Source organism: Protofrankia sp. CiP1_Cm_nod4 (genome assembly GCF_982290645.1).
Genome location: NZ_CEVIVC010000116.1, coordinates 1 through 15,221 on the forward strand (window position 1 = coordinate 1; position 15,221 = coordinate 15,221).

Annotated in this window: 13 protein-coding genes and 1 pseudogene; 4 read left to right on the forward strand and 10 right to left on the reverse strand. The window is 70.9% G+C overall.

Annotated features, from left to right (window positions below):
• Positions 1-189, reverse strand: a 189-nt coding sequence (locus tag AC5LSR_RS18465; protein ID WP_493468734.1) for a hypothetical protein, incomplete at its 3' end; no start/stop codon positions are given.
• A 294-nt stretch (positions 190-483) separates the two neighbouring features.
• Positions 484-1,377, reverse strand: coding sequence for a class I SAM-dependent methyltransferase (locus tag AC5LSR_RS18470; RefSeq protein ID WP_250287233.1), 894 nt, complete (start codon positions 1,375-1,377; stop codon positions 484-486).
• Positions 1,378-1,723: 346 nt separating this feature from the next.
• Here AC5LSR_RS18470 and rpsA point away from each other — a divergent pair, with 346 nt between their 5' ends.
• A complete protein-coding gene (gene rpsA / locus AC5LSR_RS18475) occupies positions 1,724-3,205 on the forward strand; it encodes a 30S ribosomal protein S1 (RefSeq protein ID WP_250287231.1) in 1,482 nt (493 codons plus the stop codon).
• Positions 3,206-3,515: 310 nt separating this feature from the next.
• On the opposite strand, the gene AC5LSR_RS18480 is transcribed toward rpsA, so the two are convergent.
• The 4 genes from AC5LSR_RS18480 to AC5LSR_RS18495 all read right to left on the reverse strand — a co-directional run bounded on the left by AC5LSR_RS18480 (position 3,516) and on the right by AC5LSR_RS18495 (position 8,670).
• Entirely contained in the window at positions 3,516-3,989 is a 474-nt protein-coding gene (locus AC5LSR_RS18480) for a hypothetical protein (protein WP_250287229.1), read from the reverse strand.
• Positions 3,990-4,165: 176 nt separating this feature from the next.
• Entirely contained in the window at positions 4,166-5,443 is a 1,278-nt protein-coding gene (locus tag AC5LSR_RS18485) for a maleylpyruvate isomerase family mycothiol-dependent enzyme (protein WP_250291161.1), read from the reverse strand.
• The gene (locus AC5LSR_RS18490) at positions 5,440-6,204 is read right to left on the reverse strand and encodes an RNA polymerase sigma factor (RefSeq protein ID WP_445548361.1); all 765 of its coding nucleotides are present in this window, start codon (positions 6,202-6,204) and stop codon (positions 5,440-5,442) included. The genes AC5LSR_RS18485 and AC5LSR_RS18490 overlap by 4 nt, the downstream gene beginning before the upstream one ends.
• Before the next feature lie 129 nt (positions 6,205-6,333).
• The gene (locus AC5LSR_RS18495; RefSeq protein WP_250285921.1) at positions 6,334-8,670 is read right to left on the reverse strand and encodes an FdhF/YdeP family oxidoreductase; all 2,337 of its coding nucleotides are present in this window, start codon (positions 8,668-8,670) and stop codon (positions 6,334-6,336) included.
• A 451-nt stretch (positions 8,671-9,121) separates the two neighbouring features.
• On the opposite strand from AC5LSR_RS18495, the gene AC5LSR_RS18500 reads away from it, so the two are divergent.
• From AC5LSR_RS18500 to uvrB, 3 genes are all read left to right on the forward strand, one after another.
• Positions 9,122-9,532, forward strand: a complete 411-nt coding sequence (locus AC5LSR_RS18500; protein WP_250285916.1) for an SHOCT domain-containing protein — start codon at positions 9,122-9,124, stop codon at positions 9,530-9,532.
• 70 nt (positions 9,533-9,602) lie between these two features.
• The gene (coaE, locus tag AC5LSR_RS18505; RefSeq protein WP_250285917.1) at positions 9,603-10,202 is read left to right on the forward strand and encodes a dephospho-CoA kinase; all 600 of its coding nucleotides are present in this window, start codon (positions 9,603-9,605) and stop codon (positions 10,200-10,202) included.
• 48 nt (positions 10,203-10,250) lie between these two features.
• Positions 10,251-12,398: an excinuclease ABC subunit UvrB gene (gene uvrB / locus AC5LSR_RS18510; RefSeq protein ID WP_445548362.1), complete on the forward strand. Its 2,148-nt coding sequence runs from the start codon at positions 10,251-10,253 to the stop codon at positions 12,396-12,398.
• Positions 12,399-12,416: 18 nt separating this feature from the next.
• On the opposite strand, the gene AC5LSR_RS18515 is transcribed toward uvrB, so the two are convergent.
• From AC5LSR_RS18515 to AC5LSR_RS18530, 4 genes and pseudogenes are all read right to left on the reverse strand, one after another.
• On the reverse strand, positions 12,417-13,235 hold the full coding sequence (locus AC5LSR_RS18515; protein ID WP_250285918.1) for a hypothetical protein: 819 nt from the start codon (positions 13,233-13,235) through the stop codon (positions 12,417-12,419).
• A gap of 30 nt (positions 13,236-13,265) precedes the next feature.
• Complete coding sequence (locus tag AC5LSR_RS18520; RefSeq protein ID WP_250285919.1) at positions 13,266-13,703, reverse strand: hypothetical protein; 438 nt, start codon at positions 13,701-13,703, stop codon at positions 13,266-13,268.
• Entirely contained in the window at positions 13,700-14,503 is an 804-nt protein-coding gene (locus AC5LSR_RS18525) for a hypothetical protein (protein WP_250285920.1), read from the reverse strand. The genes AC5LSR_RS18520 and AC5LSR_RS18525 overlap by 4 nt, the downstream gene beginning before the upstream one ends.
• A gap of 83 nt (positions 14,504-14,586) precedes the next feature.
• Positions 14,587-15,221 (reverse strand): annotated as a pseudogene (locus tag AC5LSR_RS18530) (hypothetical protein); the annotation flags it as partial.

Here is a 15,221-nt window from a genome sequence, read left to right on the forward strand (position 1 = left end):
TGCCGTGCCCCCGCGTGCCGTGCCCCTGTGTCCGGTCTCCCTGTGCGCGGTGCCTCCGTCCACCGTGGCACGGCCCGTCGCGGCGCTGTCGGCCCGGGGGCGGCCTGCCGCGGTGGTGGTGGCCGTGCCGTGGCCCGTCATGGCGCCGCTGGCCGGGAGGAGGCCATTGGCCGCGAGGACGTCCATCACAGATGGGAGTGCGTTCGTCGCGTTTGGAAGGACTACTGGCCCGTCATCAACCCCCGGCGTCACAGCAGTGATTTTTCCACTACCCGATGCGACATTCCCGTGCCGGGAAATCAGTGGCCAGTCCCGCCGGACTCCGAATATCGCACCCGTGACCGCTTCTGTCGGTACCTGTCAGCGCCTGCCGCCACTTTGCCGGTACCTGTCCGGCATCCCGTTGCCGCCTGTCAGTGCCTGTCAGTGCCTGTCAGTGCCTGTCAGTGCCTGTCGGGACGTGTCAGTACGTGGCAGTGGGTGTCAGGCGGGCCCGGCGGGCCTGTCGGTCACAAAGATCGCGGTGGACGGGAAGAAGCGGCCCCGCACCGGCCCCCACTGGCCCCAGACCCGGTCGTGACCGGCCGGCCACTCCGGCTCGATCACGTCCAGCAGGCGCAGCCCGGCCGCCACCAGCTCCCGGACCCGGTCACCGACGGTCCGGTGCGTCTCGGCGTAGGTCGTCCGGCCGGCCCAGTCCCGTTCCACGTAGGCCCGGCGGTCGAAGTAGCTGCGCACGACCGTCAGCCCCTCCTTGCCCGGGTGGTCGGGAAACGACCAGATCATCGGATGTGTCGTGGAGAAGACCCAGCGGCCGCCGGGCCGCAGCACCCGGGCGACCTCGCGCATGACCGCGGCGCTGTCCGCGACGAACGGGATCGCGCCAAAGGCGGAGCAGGCCGTGTCCACACTCGCGTCGGCCAGCGGCAGCCGGGCCGCGTCGGCCTGCACCAGGGGGACCGGCACACCGGTGGCGGCCGACAGCGCGCGGGCGTGCCGCAGCTGCCCGGCGGAGAGGTCCAGCGCCACCACCTCGGCGCCGCGGGCGACCAGCCAGCGGGCGCACTGCGCGCCACCGCAGCCGATCTCCAGGACGGTGCGGCCGCGGACCTCGCCGAGCAGCCCGGCGTCGGCCTCCCGCAGCCCCTCCGGGCACCACAGGAAGTCGGTGTCGCCGAGGAAGGCGCCGTGTTCGGCCTGGTAGTCGTCGGCGGTGGCGTCCCAGTAGCCGCGGCTGGCCCACCGGGCACTGTCGTCGTCGATGTCGCTGTAGCCGAACTCCGCCGGGTGGTAGTGGCCCGGAGGGTACTGCGGCGCGGCCCGGCGGGCGGGCGCCGGCTCGCGGGCTGCCGGGCCGGGGTGTTCTGCTCCGTTCACGGCATCGATCCTCGCAGTGTCAGGCGGGCCCCTGGACGCCGGCGGTGGTATGCGGGCGGGCGCGCCGGGTCTGCCGGCGTGGCCTCGCAGTGGTCCGTGCGCCCGGCGGCCCCGCCGGTCCTGTGATCCTGGACGAGGTTACGGGCCCCTGGCGTTGACCACCTTGGACACCGGTCCCTAGACTTAGGACTGGCACGAGAGTCCGTGGATCTCAGACGTAGCAGATCCGCTCGAGCGTCGCTTTCGGTATCGACAGTGTTCGTTTAGCACGGTCCCTGTCCCTCCGTCCCGGCGGTTCGACCCGGCCCTCGTGCATACGACGAACCCCGTAGTCGGAGCCGACCCCTTGACGAGCACCACCGACGTACGACCCGTGGAGACCGTGACCACACCGCCTACCCCGACCACCCCGCAGGTCGCGGTCAACGACATCGGCTCGGCCGAGGACTTCCTCGCCGCCGTCGACAAAACGATCAAATTTTTCAACGACGGCGACATCGTCGACGGAACCATCGTCAAGGTGGACCGCGACGAGGTGCTCCTTGACATCGGCTACAAGACCGAAGGCGTCATCCCGTCCCGGGAGCTTTCGATCAAGCACGATGTCGACCCGCACGAGGTCGTCACCGTCGGCGATCATGTCGAGGCCCTCGTTCTCCAGAAGGAGGACAAGGAAGGCCGGCTCATCCTGTCGAAGAAGCGCGCCCAGTACGAGCGCGCCTGGGGCACGATCGAGAAGCTCAAGGAAGAGGACGGCGTCGTCAACGGCACCGTCATCGAGGTCGTCAAGGGCGGCCTCATCCTCGACATCGGGCTGCGCGGCTTCCTGCCGGCCTCCCTGGTGGAGATGCGCCGCGTCCGCGACCTGCAGCCCTACGTCGGCCGTGAGCTCGAAGCCAAGATCATAGAGCTGGACAAGAACCGGAACAACGTGGTCCTCTCCCGCCGGGCCTGGCTGGAGCAGACCCAGAGCGAGGTCCGCTCGGAGTTCCTCGCCCAGCTCGCCAAGGGCCAGATCCGCAAGGGTGTTGTCAGCTCCATCGTCAACTTCGGCGCGTTCGTCGACCTCGGTGGTGTCGACGGCCTGGTGCACGTCTCCGAGCTGTCCTGGAAGCACATCGACCACCCGTCCGAGGTCGTCGAGGTGGGCCAGGAGGTCACGGTCGAGGTCCTCGACGTCGACCTGGAGCGGGAGCGGGTGTCGCTGTCACTGAAGGCCACCCAGGAAGACCCGTGGCGCCAGTTCGCCCGCACCCACGCCATCGGCCAGGTCGTGCCGGGCCGGGTCACCAAGCTCGTGCCGTTCGGCGCGTTCGTCCGGGTGGACGAGGGCATCGAGGGCCTGGTGCACATCTCCGAGCTGGCCGAGCGCCACGTGGAGATCCCCGAGCAGGTCGTCAACGTCGGGGACGAGATCCTCGTCAAGGTCATCGACATCGACCTGGACCGTCGCCGGATCAGCCTGTCCCTCAAGCAGGCCAACGACAGCAGCGCGCTGCTGCCCGACGGCGAGGCCTTCGACCCGTCCCAGTACGGGATGGAGGCCAAGTACGACGAGCAGGGCAACTACGTCTACCCCGAGGGCTTCGACCCGGAGACGGGGGAGTGGCTGCCCGGCTTCGAGGAGCAGCAGGCCGAGTGGGAGCGGCAGTACGCCGAGGCCCAGCAGCGCTACGAGGCGCACCAGGCACAGATCCGCGCCGCTCAGGAGGCCGAGGCCGCCGCGGTCGCGCCGTCGTCCTACACCTCCGCCGAGTCGGAGCAGCCCGCCTCCGCGATCGACGAGGAAGCGTTGCGCCGGCTTCGCGAGCAGTTCGGCCGCGAGTAGCACGGAAGATCATCAAGCGATAGCGGGGGCCGGCGGGAGATCTCCCGCCGGCCCCCGCATATGTTCGTGTCACAGGTGGGGTTCGTGTCACAGGCGCGGCCGCCGGTGGCGTGTCCCCGCTCTGAGGGCAGCGCGGTGTCGCTGCCAGCGGCCCGGGGGCTGGCCTCGGGCAGCGCGGGACAAGCATGATCGCGCTGCCTCCGGCCCCTTGTGAACCGCTGGTTCAGCCCACGTCCTGCCTGCCGGCAGATCCCTGATCGACAGATTTACAAGATCTTTATCGTCCGGGAAGGCGTCGTGCGGTGGCTTCCTAGAGGATGATCTCGCAGTTGACCACGAACTCCCCGTTCTTGCAGGTGTCGTAGCCGCCCCGTCCGTCGATCGAGTCGGTCCCGTCACCCCCGTTGAGCGCGTCGTTGCCGTTGCTGCCCGGGATGCTGTCGCTGCCCGGACCGCCCATGACCGAAAGCGGGCTCACCGGTGTGCCGCCGGTGAAGACCAACTGGTCGTTGCCGTCACCGAGGCAGATCGTCACGTTGCTCACGAACGGGCTGACGTAGACAACGTCGTTCCCGCCTTTGGCCGAGATCACGTCGTTGCTCCGGGCGGTGATGAAGTCCGCGCCGTCGCTCCCGACGACGGTGGCGGTGAGCGCGGCGCCGGTGAACTGGTTGACGCAGGTCTCGACGGCCGCTGAGGCAGGGGACGACAGGCCGGTGAGCAGGACCGGCAGGAGCGCGGTGGTGGAAGCCGCGAGGGCGACGGTGAGCCGACGGGTACGCATGATCTCTCCTTCTGACGCCGGCCGGTCGGTCGGGTTGGTGGTGCCGGCGTCGAGGAGAGTTCGGCGCCCAGGGCGGGCCGGATCGAAGATGTCTCCTTGCCGACACGTCCGCCCGCGATCCGCTGGCCGGGAAAACCGCGGGACAGCCGGAATCGCGTGTGGTGGATGCCGCTCGGTCAGGCGCCGGCAAAAGAGGGTGCGACGTCGAGCATCGCCTGGGCGATCTCGATGTCTCCCGCCATCTCGGCACCGAGATCCGCTGTCTGCCTGCGGTCGGCGACCAGGAGACAGAAGTCGAGGATGCGCGTGCGCAGCCACGCGTCCGCGGCGGGCCCCTTCCCCGTGCCGGGGATCTCGCGCGGGCCGTCCGGCCCGATCAGCCACCGGCCCCCACCGGCGCCCGACAGGTCGACCAGGAGGGTGGCCTGCCTGGACCGGTCGGGCAGGGCGGCTCGCCGTTTCGGGTCGAGCGCGCGCATCGCCGTGTCGGCCATCCGGTGGAGATGGGCGGCGGGAGGAAGCGGCATGGTGAGGCCGACCTGCTCGGCGATGTCGCGTCCGTGGATCCAGGTCTCGAACGCCCGAGCGGTCAGGTGGTCGTGCAGGTGGGCGGCGGATGTCGTGTCCGGGGCGGCCGACCGGGCGGCCGGCCGGGCGGTGGAGGGCTCGGCCGGCCCGAGACGGCCGGCGATCCGGTCCGCCCCGTCATGCCATGCCCGCCAGGTGCGTTCCGCCGTCCAGCCGTGCTGGTGGGCGTGGACGGCGGCGGTCCGCTCGTCGAGGTCGGTGCTTTCCACCGGCGGGTCCACCGCCAGGCCGATCCGGGCCGCGAGCAGCCCGTCGGAAGCGGCCAGATGCGCGATCAACTCCCGCGGGTTCCAGCCGTTGACGATCGGGCGCGCCCACTCCTGTGCGGTGAGCTCGGCCAGCAGCCGGTCGACGGCGGCGACCTGGGCAAGGTAAAGATCCGCGATCCCGGCTGTGAGCGGTGCGGCGGGACGGCGGGCGAGTGCCGCGGCCACGACCGCTTCGACTCCGCCGGCACGCGGGCCGGCTGTCCACGCGTCCCCGGCTGTCCACGCATCCGCGGTTCCGGCCGGCTCGGGAGCGCCGGCCATGTCCTCCGGACCATCCGGTGGTGTCACCCTGCCCGAGGCTGCCGTCACACCGTTGGCCGACGGCACGGCCGTCGGGGAGAACGCGCCCGCCGGAAACGACGTGGGGACGGGGCGGCCGTCGGGCCCGACCAGTTCGAGCAGGCCGGTGCCGAGGGTCTCGGCGACGGCCAGGCACTGTTCGCAGCGGCCGAGGTGGGTTTCGATGACAATGGTCTCGTCCGGATCGCAGGCGCCGAGCACGTATGCCCCGAGCAGGTCATCGACATGCCCCCGGCATCCGGCGGTGGGCAGGTGCCCAGGCCCGCCGGACCCGGCTCCGGCGTCCCCCACAGTCACGAGTGGACTCCTTCGCGTTCCAGCCGGACGGCCAGTTTGTGTAACGCTGTTCGGATACGGGATTTCACCGTACCTTCCGGGATGGTAAGCCTTGCGGCTGCCTCGCGGTACGTGCATCCGTCGAAAAACGCGAGCTCCACCGCCTCCCGCAGTTGATGGGGCAGGTCGGCCACGCCCTGGCGCACCATGGCCGCGGTGGCTTCGCTCAGCACCACCGCGTCGGCGGCCGGGCCGTCGGGCAGGCCGGCCAGCTCCCGGGCGACGGCATCCGACGGCCTGCGCACATGTTCGCGCCGGACCCAGTCCACCGCCCGCCGCCGAGCGATGACGACCAGGTAGGCGCGCAGGTTGCCGCGTCCGGGGTCGAACCGCAGAGGGTGCTCCCACAGGTGGACCAGGACGTCCTGCACGATCTCGGCCGCGGCCTCGCGGTCGGCGGTGACCTGCGTGGCTACGGCCATGAGACAGCCCGCGTAGCGGGCGTGCACCTCGGCCAGCGCGGTGGCGTCGCCGGCGGCCAGCCGGCGGTGCAGGTCCTGGAGCTGCTCCCCGGAAAAGTCATCCGGACGTGATGCGCCGGATCCGGATGCCGTGGGCCCATGGGAGCGGTCCGGAAGGGAAAGGGAGTGGTCCGGAAGGGAGTGCTGCCTGCCGGGCTTTCCGGGCCGGGTCGCTGGGAGGGCGCCAGGGGGCTCGACACCTGTCAGGGCCGAACAGGCGGCCTGATCATCCTCGCTCCGGGGGACGGCCGCGGAAAACACGGCGCGAAGTATCCCATGTCCGGATCGGCGAGGTCCACCATGCCCGGCCGGCGACGCTGCGCCATCGGCTTGGTGACCAGCGGGCTGCCCGCGTCGACAGCCGTCCTGATCCTGCCGCGTCGCCCGCGCCTACCGTGGTTCCAGCCGGACGATCAGCGACTTGGACGTGGGCGTGTTGCTGCGCCGGGCGGTGCTGTCCAAGGGGACGAGGACGTTCGTCTCCGGGAAGTACGCGGCGGCGCAGCCGCGGGCGGTGGGGTAGGCGACAGCGCGGAAGTTCTCGGCCCGGCGTTCGGCACCGTTGCCCTGCCCGTTGCCGGCGACGGCGACGGCGGCGTGGACGGCGGCGTGGACGCTGACGATGTCCACCTGGCCGCCGTCGGGGATGCCGAGCGCGGCGAGGTCGTCGGGGTGGACGAGGACGACGCGCCGGCCGTGGCGGATGCCGCGGTAGCGGTCGTCCAGGCCGTAGACGGTGGTGTTGTACTGGTCGTGGGAGCGGATCGTCTGGAGCAGCAGGTGCCCGGGCGGTGTGCGCAGCACCTCCAGCGTGTTGACGGTGATGGCGGCGCGGCCGGCCGGGGTCGGGAAGCTGCGGCTGTCCCGGGGCGGGTGCGGCAGCAGGAATCCCCCGGGCCGGCCGGCCCGGGCGTCGTAGTCGGCGAAGGCGGGCAGGACGGCGGCGATGTGGCCGCGGATGCGCCGGTAGTCGCCGGCCAGGCCCGCCCAGTCCACCGCCGTCCTCCCGCCGAGGGTGGCCCGGGCGAGCCCGCAGACGATGGCGACCTCCGAGCGCAGCGACGGCGCCGCCGGCGGCAGGCTGCCGCGGGAGGCGTGCACGGCACCCATCGAGTCCTCGACGGTGACGAACTGCGGGCCGCCGGCCTGCACGTCGATCTCGGTCCGGCCCAGCGCGGGCAGGATGAGGGCCTGGCGGCCGGTGACCGCGTGGGAGCGGTTGAGCTTGGTGGAGATCTGCACGGTGAGCCGGCAGCCGCGCATCGCCGCCTCGCTGACGGCCGTGTCGGGCGCGGCCGCGACGAAGTTGCCGCCCATGCCGACGAAGACCTTCACCCGCCCGTCCCGCATCGCGCGGATCGCGTTGACGACGTCGTGGCCGTGCCGTCGCGGCGGGGCGAAGCCGAACTCGGCGCCGAGGGCGTCGAGGAACGCGTCCGGCATCCTCTCCCAGATGCCCATCGTGCGGTCGCCCTGGACGTTGCTGTGCCCGCGCACCGGGCAGACCCCGGCCCCCGGCCGGCCGATGTTGCCGCGCAGGAGCAGGAAGTTCACCACCTCCCGGATGGTGGCCACCGCGTTGGCGTGCTGGGTGAGCCCCATCGCCCAGCACACGATGATCTTCTCGGCGGCCAGCACCCGGCGGGCCAGCTCGTCGATCTCGCTGTCGGCGAGCCCGGTGGCGGCGCGGACGTCGTCGTCGGACAGCGTCCGCAGATGCTCGGCGAACGCGTCGAAGCCGGTGGTGTGCGCGGCGAGGAAGCCGTGGTCGAGCACTGTGCCCGGGGCGGCGGCCTCGGCGTCGAGCAGGCGGCGTGACAGCGCCTGGAACAGCGCCATGTCGCCGTTGAGCCGGATCTGGAGGTACTGGTCGGCCAGGGCGGTGCCGCGCCCGAGCACACCGGCGGGCCGCTGCGGGTTACGGAACCGGATCAGCGACGTCTCGGGCAGCGGGTTGACCGCGACGATGCCGCCGCCGGCCCGTTTCACCCGCTCCAGCGTCGAGAGCATGCGCGGATGGTTCGTCCCCGGGTTCTGCCCGACGACGAGCACCAGGTCGGCCTGTTCGAGGTCGTCGAGGGTGACGCTGCCCTTGCCGATACCGATCGTCTCGGTGAGCGCCGCCCCGGAGGACTCGTGGCACATGTTCGAGCAGTCCGGCAGGTTGTTGGTGCCGAACGCGCGGACGAACAGCTGGTAGACGAACGCCGCCTCGTTGCTGGTGCGCCCCGAGGTGTAGAAGACGGCCTCGTCGGGACTGTCCAGGCCGGTCAGCTCGGCCGCGATGATCCTGAAGGCGTCGTCCCAGCTCACCGGGCGGTAGTGGTCGTCGTCCGCCGCCTTGTGCATCGGCTCGCACAGCCGGCCCTGCTGGCCGAGCCAGTAGCCGGAGCGGCCGGCGAGATCCGGCAGCGGATGCGCGGCGAAGAACTCCGGTGCCAGCCGGCGCAGGGTCGCCTCCTCCGCGACGGCCTTCGCCCCGTTCTCGCAGAACTCCGCGGCGGCGCGGTGCGCGGGATCCGGGTCCGGCCAGGCGCATCCCGGGCAGTCGAACCCGTCCGTCTGGTTGAGCAGCCGCAGGGTGGCGACGCTGCGGCGCACCCCCATCTGGGCCACCGACTGGCCGAGCGCGTGCGCCACCCCGGGCAGCCCCGCCGCGTAACGCGCCGGGGCGCCCACTGTCACCCGGCCTTCGTCCGGCTCCGTCACCGGTGCCCTGCGCACCACCCCGGGCACCTCCCCGCATCATGGACGCCGTCCACCGCAAGCATTCAACAGGCCACCCGGCACGTCCAGCGCCGAAGAGCCGGCTGCCGTCCGCCAACGCCCCCGCAAGCGGTTCCCACCGGCGGCCGGCCGCCCTGCCCGCCTGCCGGGCTCCTGGCGGACGGGCTCCTTGGCGGACGGGGAATCGGTGGCTTTTTCGACAGGTGAGCCCGGCTCTGTCCGGAATCCGTCACAAGCGCCCGGGCGCGATGTGGCCGGGCTGCTGCCGCATCCCTTCCGCGGCGGTGTTTTCACCTGGTGGGGATGAGGAGGGGGACGCCGTCGCCGCGCATGGTGGACGTGACGGTTGTCGCGTTACATCGGCCGTGCGTGTGCACCGGCCGTATCCGTGCCAGGCCGGGCCTGGTGTCTCCCCCGCGGATCCGCCGCGGGGGAGCGCCGCGGCGCGGCCATGGCGCGACACCAGGGGGTCATCGTGGACAGCGACTATTCGTATCCGCTGCTCAGCGTGTTCTGGACGTTGTTGTGGTTCTTTCTCTTCGCACTGTGGTTCTATCTGCTCTTCGCGGTCGTGTCCGACATTCTGCTCAGCCATGACCTGTCCGGCTGGGGTAAGGCAGGCTGGATCGTCGTCGCCATCGTGTTCCCGTTGTTCGGCATCCTTATCTATCTGATCGTGCGGGGCGGCGGCATGCACGAACGGGCGATGGAGCGGGCGGCCCGGCAGGAGCAGGCGCTGCGCAGCTATGTCCCGCCGGGTGGCGGCCCCGCGGACGAGATCGGCCGCCTCGCCGAGCTGCGGGACCACGGCGCCATCTCGGACGAGGAGTACCAGCGGCTGAAGGCCAAGGTCCTCACCTGACGCGGCCCGCCCATCCGGTACGGCGGCCCATCCGGTACGGCGGACGGGGCGATGCGGCAGACTCGCTCCTGTGCTGCGGGTGGGGCTGACCGGTGGGATCGGTGCGGGCAAGAGCGCGGTGGCGCGGCTGCTGGCCGGCCACGGCGCGGTGGTGATCGACGCGGACCAGCTCGCCCGCGAGGTGGTCGCTCCCGGGACACCGGGGCTGCAAGCCGTGGTCGAGGAGTTCGGCGCGCATCTGCTCGGGGCCGACGGCGCGCTCGACCGGGCGGCTCTCGGGGCGGTCGTGTTCGCCGACCCGGACGCCCGCCGCCGGCTGGAGGCGATCACGCATCCGCTGGTCGGCGCGCGGGCGGCCGAACGCATGGCGCAGGCGCCGGCGGACGCGGTGGTCGTCTACGACGTGCCGCTGCTCGTCGAGGCCGGTCTCGCCGGCCGGTACGACGTGGTCGTCGTGGTGGAGGCGCCGCTGGAGGTCCGCCTGGCCCGGCTGGCCGGCCGGGGCCTGCCCCCCGGGCAGGCGCGGGCGCGGATGGCCAACCAGGCCGACGACGCCGCCCGCCGGGCGGTCGCGGACATCCTCGTGGACAACGGCGGCAGCCCGGAGGACCTTCGGGCCAGGGTGGACGAGGTGTGGGCGGGCCTGCTCGCGTCCCACCAGCCCGGGTAGGGCCGGCCGGGTGCGAAATTGTCGGAGGTCTGTGGTGTTGTAGGGGACGTGAGCCCCACGACCGACCGTCCCGCCGGCGTCGACCGCCCCGCCAGCGCCATCACGCGCTCGACCGCGCCGTTCCAGGTCGTCTCCGAGTTCGAGCCCTCCGGTGACCAGCCGGCGGCGATCGCGGAGCTGGCCCGCCGGATCCGCGCCGGCGAGAAGGACGTCGTCCTGCTGGGCGCGACCGGCACCGGCAAGTCGGCCACCACCGCGTGGCTGGTGGAACAGGTGCAGCGGCCGACGCTGGTGATGGCACCGAACAAGACCCTCGCCGCCCAGCTCGCCAACGAGTTCCGGGAGCTGCTGCCGCACAACGCCGTCGAGTACTTCGTCTCGTACTACGACTACTACCAGCCCGAGGCGTACATCGCCCAGACCGACACCTACATCGAGAAGGACTCCTCGGTCAACGAGGAGGTCGAGCGGCTGCGCCACTCGGCCACGATGAGCCTGCTCACCCGCAGGGACGTGGTGGTCGTGGCGAGCGTGAGCTGCATCTACGGCCTGGGCACCCCCGAGGAGTACATCGAGCGCATGGTCCGGCTGCGGGTCGGGGAGGAGATCGAGCGCGACAGGCTGCTGCGCCGGTTCGTCGACATCCAGTACGCCCGCAACGACATCGCCTTCACCCGGGGGACGTTCCGGGTCCGCGGCGACACCGTCGAGGTGTTCCCCGTCTACGAGGAGCTCGCCGTCCGCATCGAGATGTTCGGCGACGAGATCGAACGGCTGGCCTACCTGCACCCGCTCACCGGTGAGATCGTCCGGGAGGCGCGGGATGTCTTCGTCTTCCCCGCCACCCACTACGTGGCCGGCCCGCAACGCATGGAACGGGCGATCGCGGGCATCGAGACGGAGCTCACCGACCGGCTCGCCGAGATGGAACGCCAGAGCAGGCTGCTGGAGGCCCAGCGGCTGCGGATGCGCACCACCTACGACATCGAGATGATGCGCCAGGTCGGTTTCTGCTCGGGTATCGAGAACTACTCCCGGCACATCGACGGCCGGGCCGCCGGCAGCCCACCGCACACCCTGCTGGACTATTTCCCGGACGACTTCCTGCTGGTGATCGACGAGTCGCACAACACGGTCCCGCAGATCGGCGGGATGTTCGAGGGCGACATGTCGCGCAAGCGCAACCTGGTCGAGCACGGTTTCCGGCTGCCCAGCGCGATGGACAACCGGCCGCTGCGCTGGGAGGAGTTCTGCGCCCGTATCGGCCAGACGGTGTACCTGTCGGCGACCCCCGGGCCGTACGAGCTCTCCCGCGCCGACGGCGTGGTCGAGCAGATCATCCGGCCGACCGGCCTGCTCGACCCGGAGGTCGTGCTCAAACCGACCAGGGGGCAGATCGACGACCTCGTCGGCGAGATCCGCGCCCGCGCCGGACGCGACGAGCGGGTGCTGGTCACGACGCTGACCAAGAAGATGGCCGAGGACCTCACCGACTACCTGCTCGAGCTCGGCATCCGGGTCCGCTACCTGCACAGCGACATCGACACGCTGCGCCGCGTCGAGCTGCTCACCGGCCTGCGCAGGGGCGAGTTCGACGTGCTGGTCGGCATCAACCTGCTGCGGGAGGGGCTGGACCTGCCCGAGGTGTCGCTGGTGTCCATCCTGGACGCCGACAAGGAGGGCTTCCTGCGGTCGGACAAGTCGCTGATCCAGACCATCGGCCGGGCCGCGCGCAACGTCTCCGGCCAGGTACACATGTACGCCGACAAGGTGACCCCGTCGATGCGGCGGGCCATCGAGGAGACGAACCGGCGGCGCGCGAAGCAGATCGCCTACAACGCCGAACGGGGAGTGGACCCGCAGCCGCTGCGCAAGAAGGTCATCGACATCCTGGACGACCTCGTCCGGGAGAGCGCCGAGGGTGAGGCCATCGGCGGTGGCGGCCGCGCCCGCTCCCGCGGGAAGGTGCCGGGGCCCGGGATGTCGTCGAAGGCGGGCCGTGACGGTGTGGTCGGGCGGCACGCGGCCGAGCTGGCCGGTATGCCCAGCGCCGACCTGGCGCAGCTCATCCGCCAGCTCGACGACCAGATGCACGAGGCGGCCAAGGAGCTCCAGTTCGAGCTCGCCGCCCGGCTACGCGACGAGATCGCCGAACTGAAAAAAGAGCTACGCGGCATGCACGCGGCCGGCATATGACCCCCGCGGCCTTCCCGTTCATGGCCGGGCGAGTACGGGCATGTTCCCGTTTTCTCCCCGGTCGGCCGGCAGGAGGCCGAGCTGGGCGCTCAGCTCCGTCCGGAACCGCATGCCCGGCAGCCAGTAGCGGTCCGTGACGGCAAAACGTTCACCCAGCGGGAACGGGCCATCCGGATCCTGGTCCGTCAGGAGCGCGCGGGCACGGCCCAGAAGCGCCATCGCGTCCTCCGCGACACGAAACCCGATCTCCGGGATGTCCGCCGGCCACATGGTGTTGATGATTTCATCACCGAGCGCGCAGGACGCCCCCCACCAGCTGTCCCAGCCGGGCAGGCTCTTGCCGAAGTACCCGGCGTACCGGTCGGCCCAGGCGCCGCGGGCGCCCATGGCATACGCGGACGAGCCGATCGTCCGCCCGGGGTCCAGGCCGGTGACGGACGCGAAGCCCAGGAACTGCCACCGCCGGACCGGTCTGGTCGACAGCCAGCCCACACACGCGGTCAGGGCCTGCCACTCCTCGGCGGAGAAAGCCGCCAGCTCCGTCTCCGGACGTGGTATCAGCACCATGAGGGCCACTTCCACCACGTCGAACCAGAGGTCACCGCCGCGGGCCGTCGCCGGCGGCCTGGCGCCGATCCAGCATGCCCGGTCATGCCACACGCCCGACGTCCGCGGCCTGTCCATCCAGTGGTCGCCGGTGGTGAGGTACGCCCGTAGCAGTTCGGCTTCGGCCGGCTCGCCGCCGTGTACGAGCGCGTCCACCAGCCGGGGCGATGCCGACCCGGCCGCCCACAGCCGTAGGTGATCGGCGTAGGCGTCGTCCAGCGTGCCGGTCATTCCCGGCCTTCTCTCATTGCTGGCCTTCTCTCATGTCCGGTTTTCTCTCGGGCTCATGGCGGCCGTCCACGGGAAGGGCACCGGGGCGCCATCGGGAATGTCCGGCTGGCCGACGGCACGGAACAGCGCGGCCTCGCCGTATGTCGCCGCGCGGAGCCCCCGGCGGAACAGCACCCGCCCCGCCCGGCCGCCGACCACGCACCGCCCGTCCGCCAGCTCACGGATCGGCCGGATGAGCACGAAGTCCCTGGCCATGAGGAGCGGCAGCGGCTCGTCCGGATGGTGGGTGAGGGTGGGGATCTGATGGAGGCCGGCCTCGCGCGCGGCGGCGAGCAGGAGGTTCTGCAGGGTGACCTTCGTGCCGTCGGGCAGCCCCACCGCGTGCAGCGGCCCACCGCTCCACCCCTGCTTGCGCAGCCGCTCCGCGACCGTCAGGACAGCGGCCCGCCGGATGCACGGATCGATCACCGCGTTCGCCCGCCCTCGGTCATGGCAGCCCGCCGACGGTCGATGACAGCGCCCGGTTCGTCATCCTCTTCCGGATCTGTTATTCCCAGCTGGCTGGAGACGGCGGTCCGGAAGCGGACGCCCGGCGCAGGGTAAGACGCATCAAGGGATGGGAAATTGTCGCCCAGGTCGTTGTCCCACGGGGTGCCGGCCAGGACGTCGTCGCGCCCGACGACGATCCAGAATCCGGAGTTCACCTCGCCGGCGTGCTCCGGGGCGTCCTCCGGCCACATGCCCGCGAGTTCTTCCGCCGACAGCGCCTCATGGGCGGCCTCCCAGTAGTCCGGGTCGCAGGTCGCCTTGCCGAGGAAGAGAGCGATGTCCCACGCCAGCGCCGGCGGCACCCCGGCGACAGCCGCATGCGGCAGGCCGGCCTCCGTGTCGACCCGCAGGTCGCGGCCGGCCACCAGCGCACATCCCATCGCCTGCCAGACCGCCATCTGCCGAACGGCGACCCATCCGACAAACGGCGTGTGCCGCGCCAGGAAACGCGGCGGGAGCTCGGCGAGTTCCGCGAGATCCTCCTGGGTCTGCGGGATCAGGACCATCAGCGAGATCTCGACCGGGTCGAACCACAGATCACCAGCCGAGGCTTCGCCGGTGTCCGGGGGGTACCAGCCCAGCCAGCAGCGCCGGCCACTCCAGATCCCGGCCGACTCCGGCGCGGGCAGATATCTCGTCAGGCCGTCCCCGCGGGCCTGGAGCAGGTCGCGCTCGAGGTACAACCCGTTCGCCTCCAGGGCGACAAGAAGTTCGTCCACAGAACGTTTGCCCGTCAGATCCCGAAGATAGCTCGCAAAACATTCTATGAGCATTGGAAGGGGCGGCACACCCGAACGGTTTTTCATTTTCCGGCCAAGATTCTCGGTGGTTCCAGGCGCCCCGTCAGGGGGAACTGTGAACCGTCGGGATTTTTCGGTTGGCGGGCGGCGCGGAACAAGGCGGCTTCGCCCCAGGTCAGCGGATTGTCCTTTTTCTTGTATAAGATTTCGCCCTCCGTTCCACCGCGGACAAGGCTGCCGTCCGGCAGCTGGCGGATACTGTGGTTCGGTCTGAAAAATATCGACTTCCCTCGTTTTTCAGGGAAGGGCTCGTCGGGGTGGTGGCGTATGACTGGGACGTCTATTCCTGCTTCGCGGGCGGCGAGGAGGCGGCGGTTGTCGATGCTCAGCAGCGACTTGTCGGGGAGTTCGACGACGTCGATGGGATTGCCCTTCCAGCCCTCGGTCCGCATGCTCTCCACCAGTTTGGGGATGGTTATGCCATCGTGTGTCCGCGGTTTCACGTTCTCCTGACTGAATCGTATGGTGTGCGGATTTTCCAGGCTGCGGACCGGTGGTGTCCACACGCGTGCGACGCCACGGGACGTACCGGCTTCTGTTCTCAGAATACGCCCGGTGATCAGGCCGGCTGGTTCGCCGCCGCCGGCCACCGCCAGCGCGGGCGACGGGAACGGGTCGAGGAGGTTCCTGAGAATCG

Bases quoted from the DNA above. Each gene is read 5' to 3' on its own strand.
- AC5LSR_RS18480 (WP_250287229.1), bottom strand. From the start codon at position 3,989: ATGCGTACCCGTCGGCTCACCGTCGCCCTCGCGGCTTCCACCACCGCG.
- AC5LSR_RS18500 (WP_250285916.1), top strand. From the start codon at position 9,122: ATGGCGCGACACCAGGGGGTCATCGTGGACAGCGACTATTCGTATCCG.
- AC5LSR_RS18515 (WP_250285918.1), bottom strand. From the start codon at position 13,235: ATGACCGGCACGCTGGACGACGCCTACGCCGATCACCTACGGCTGTGG.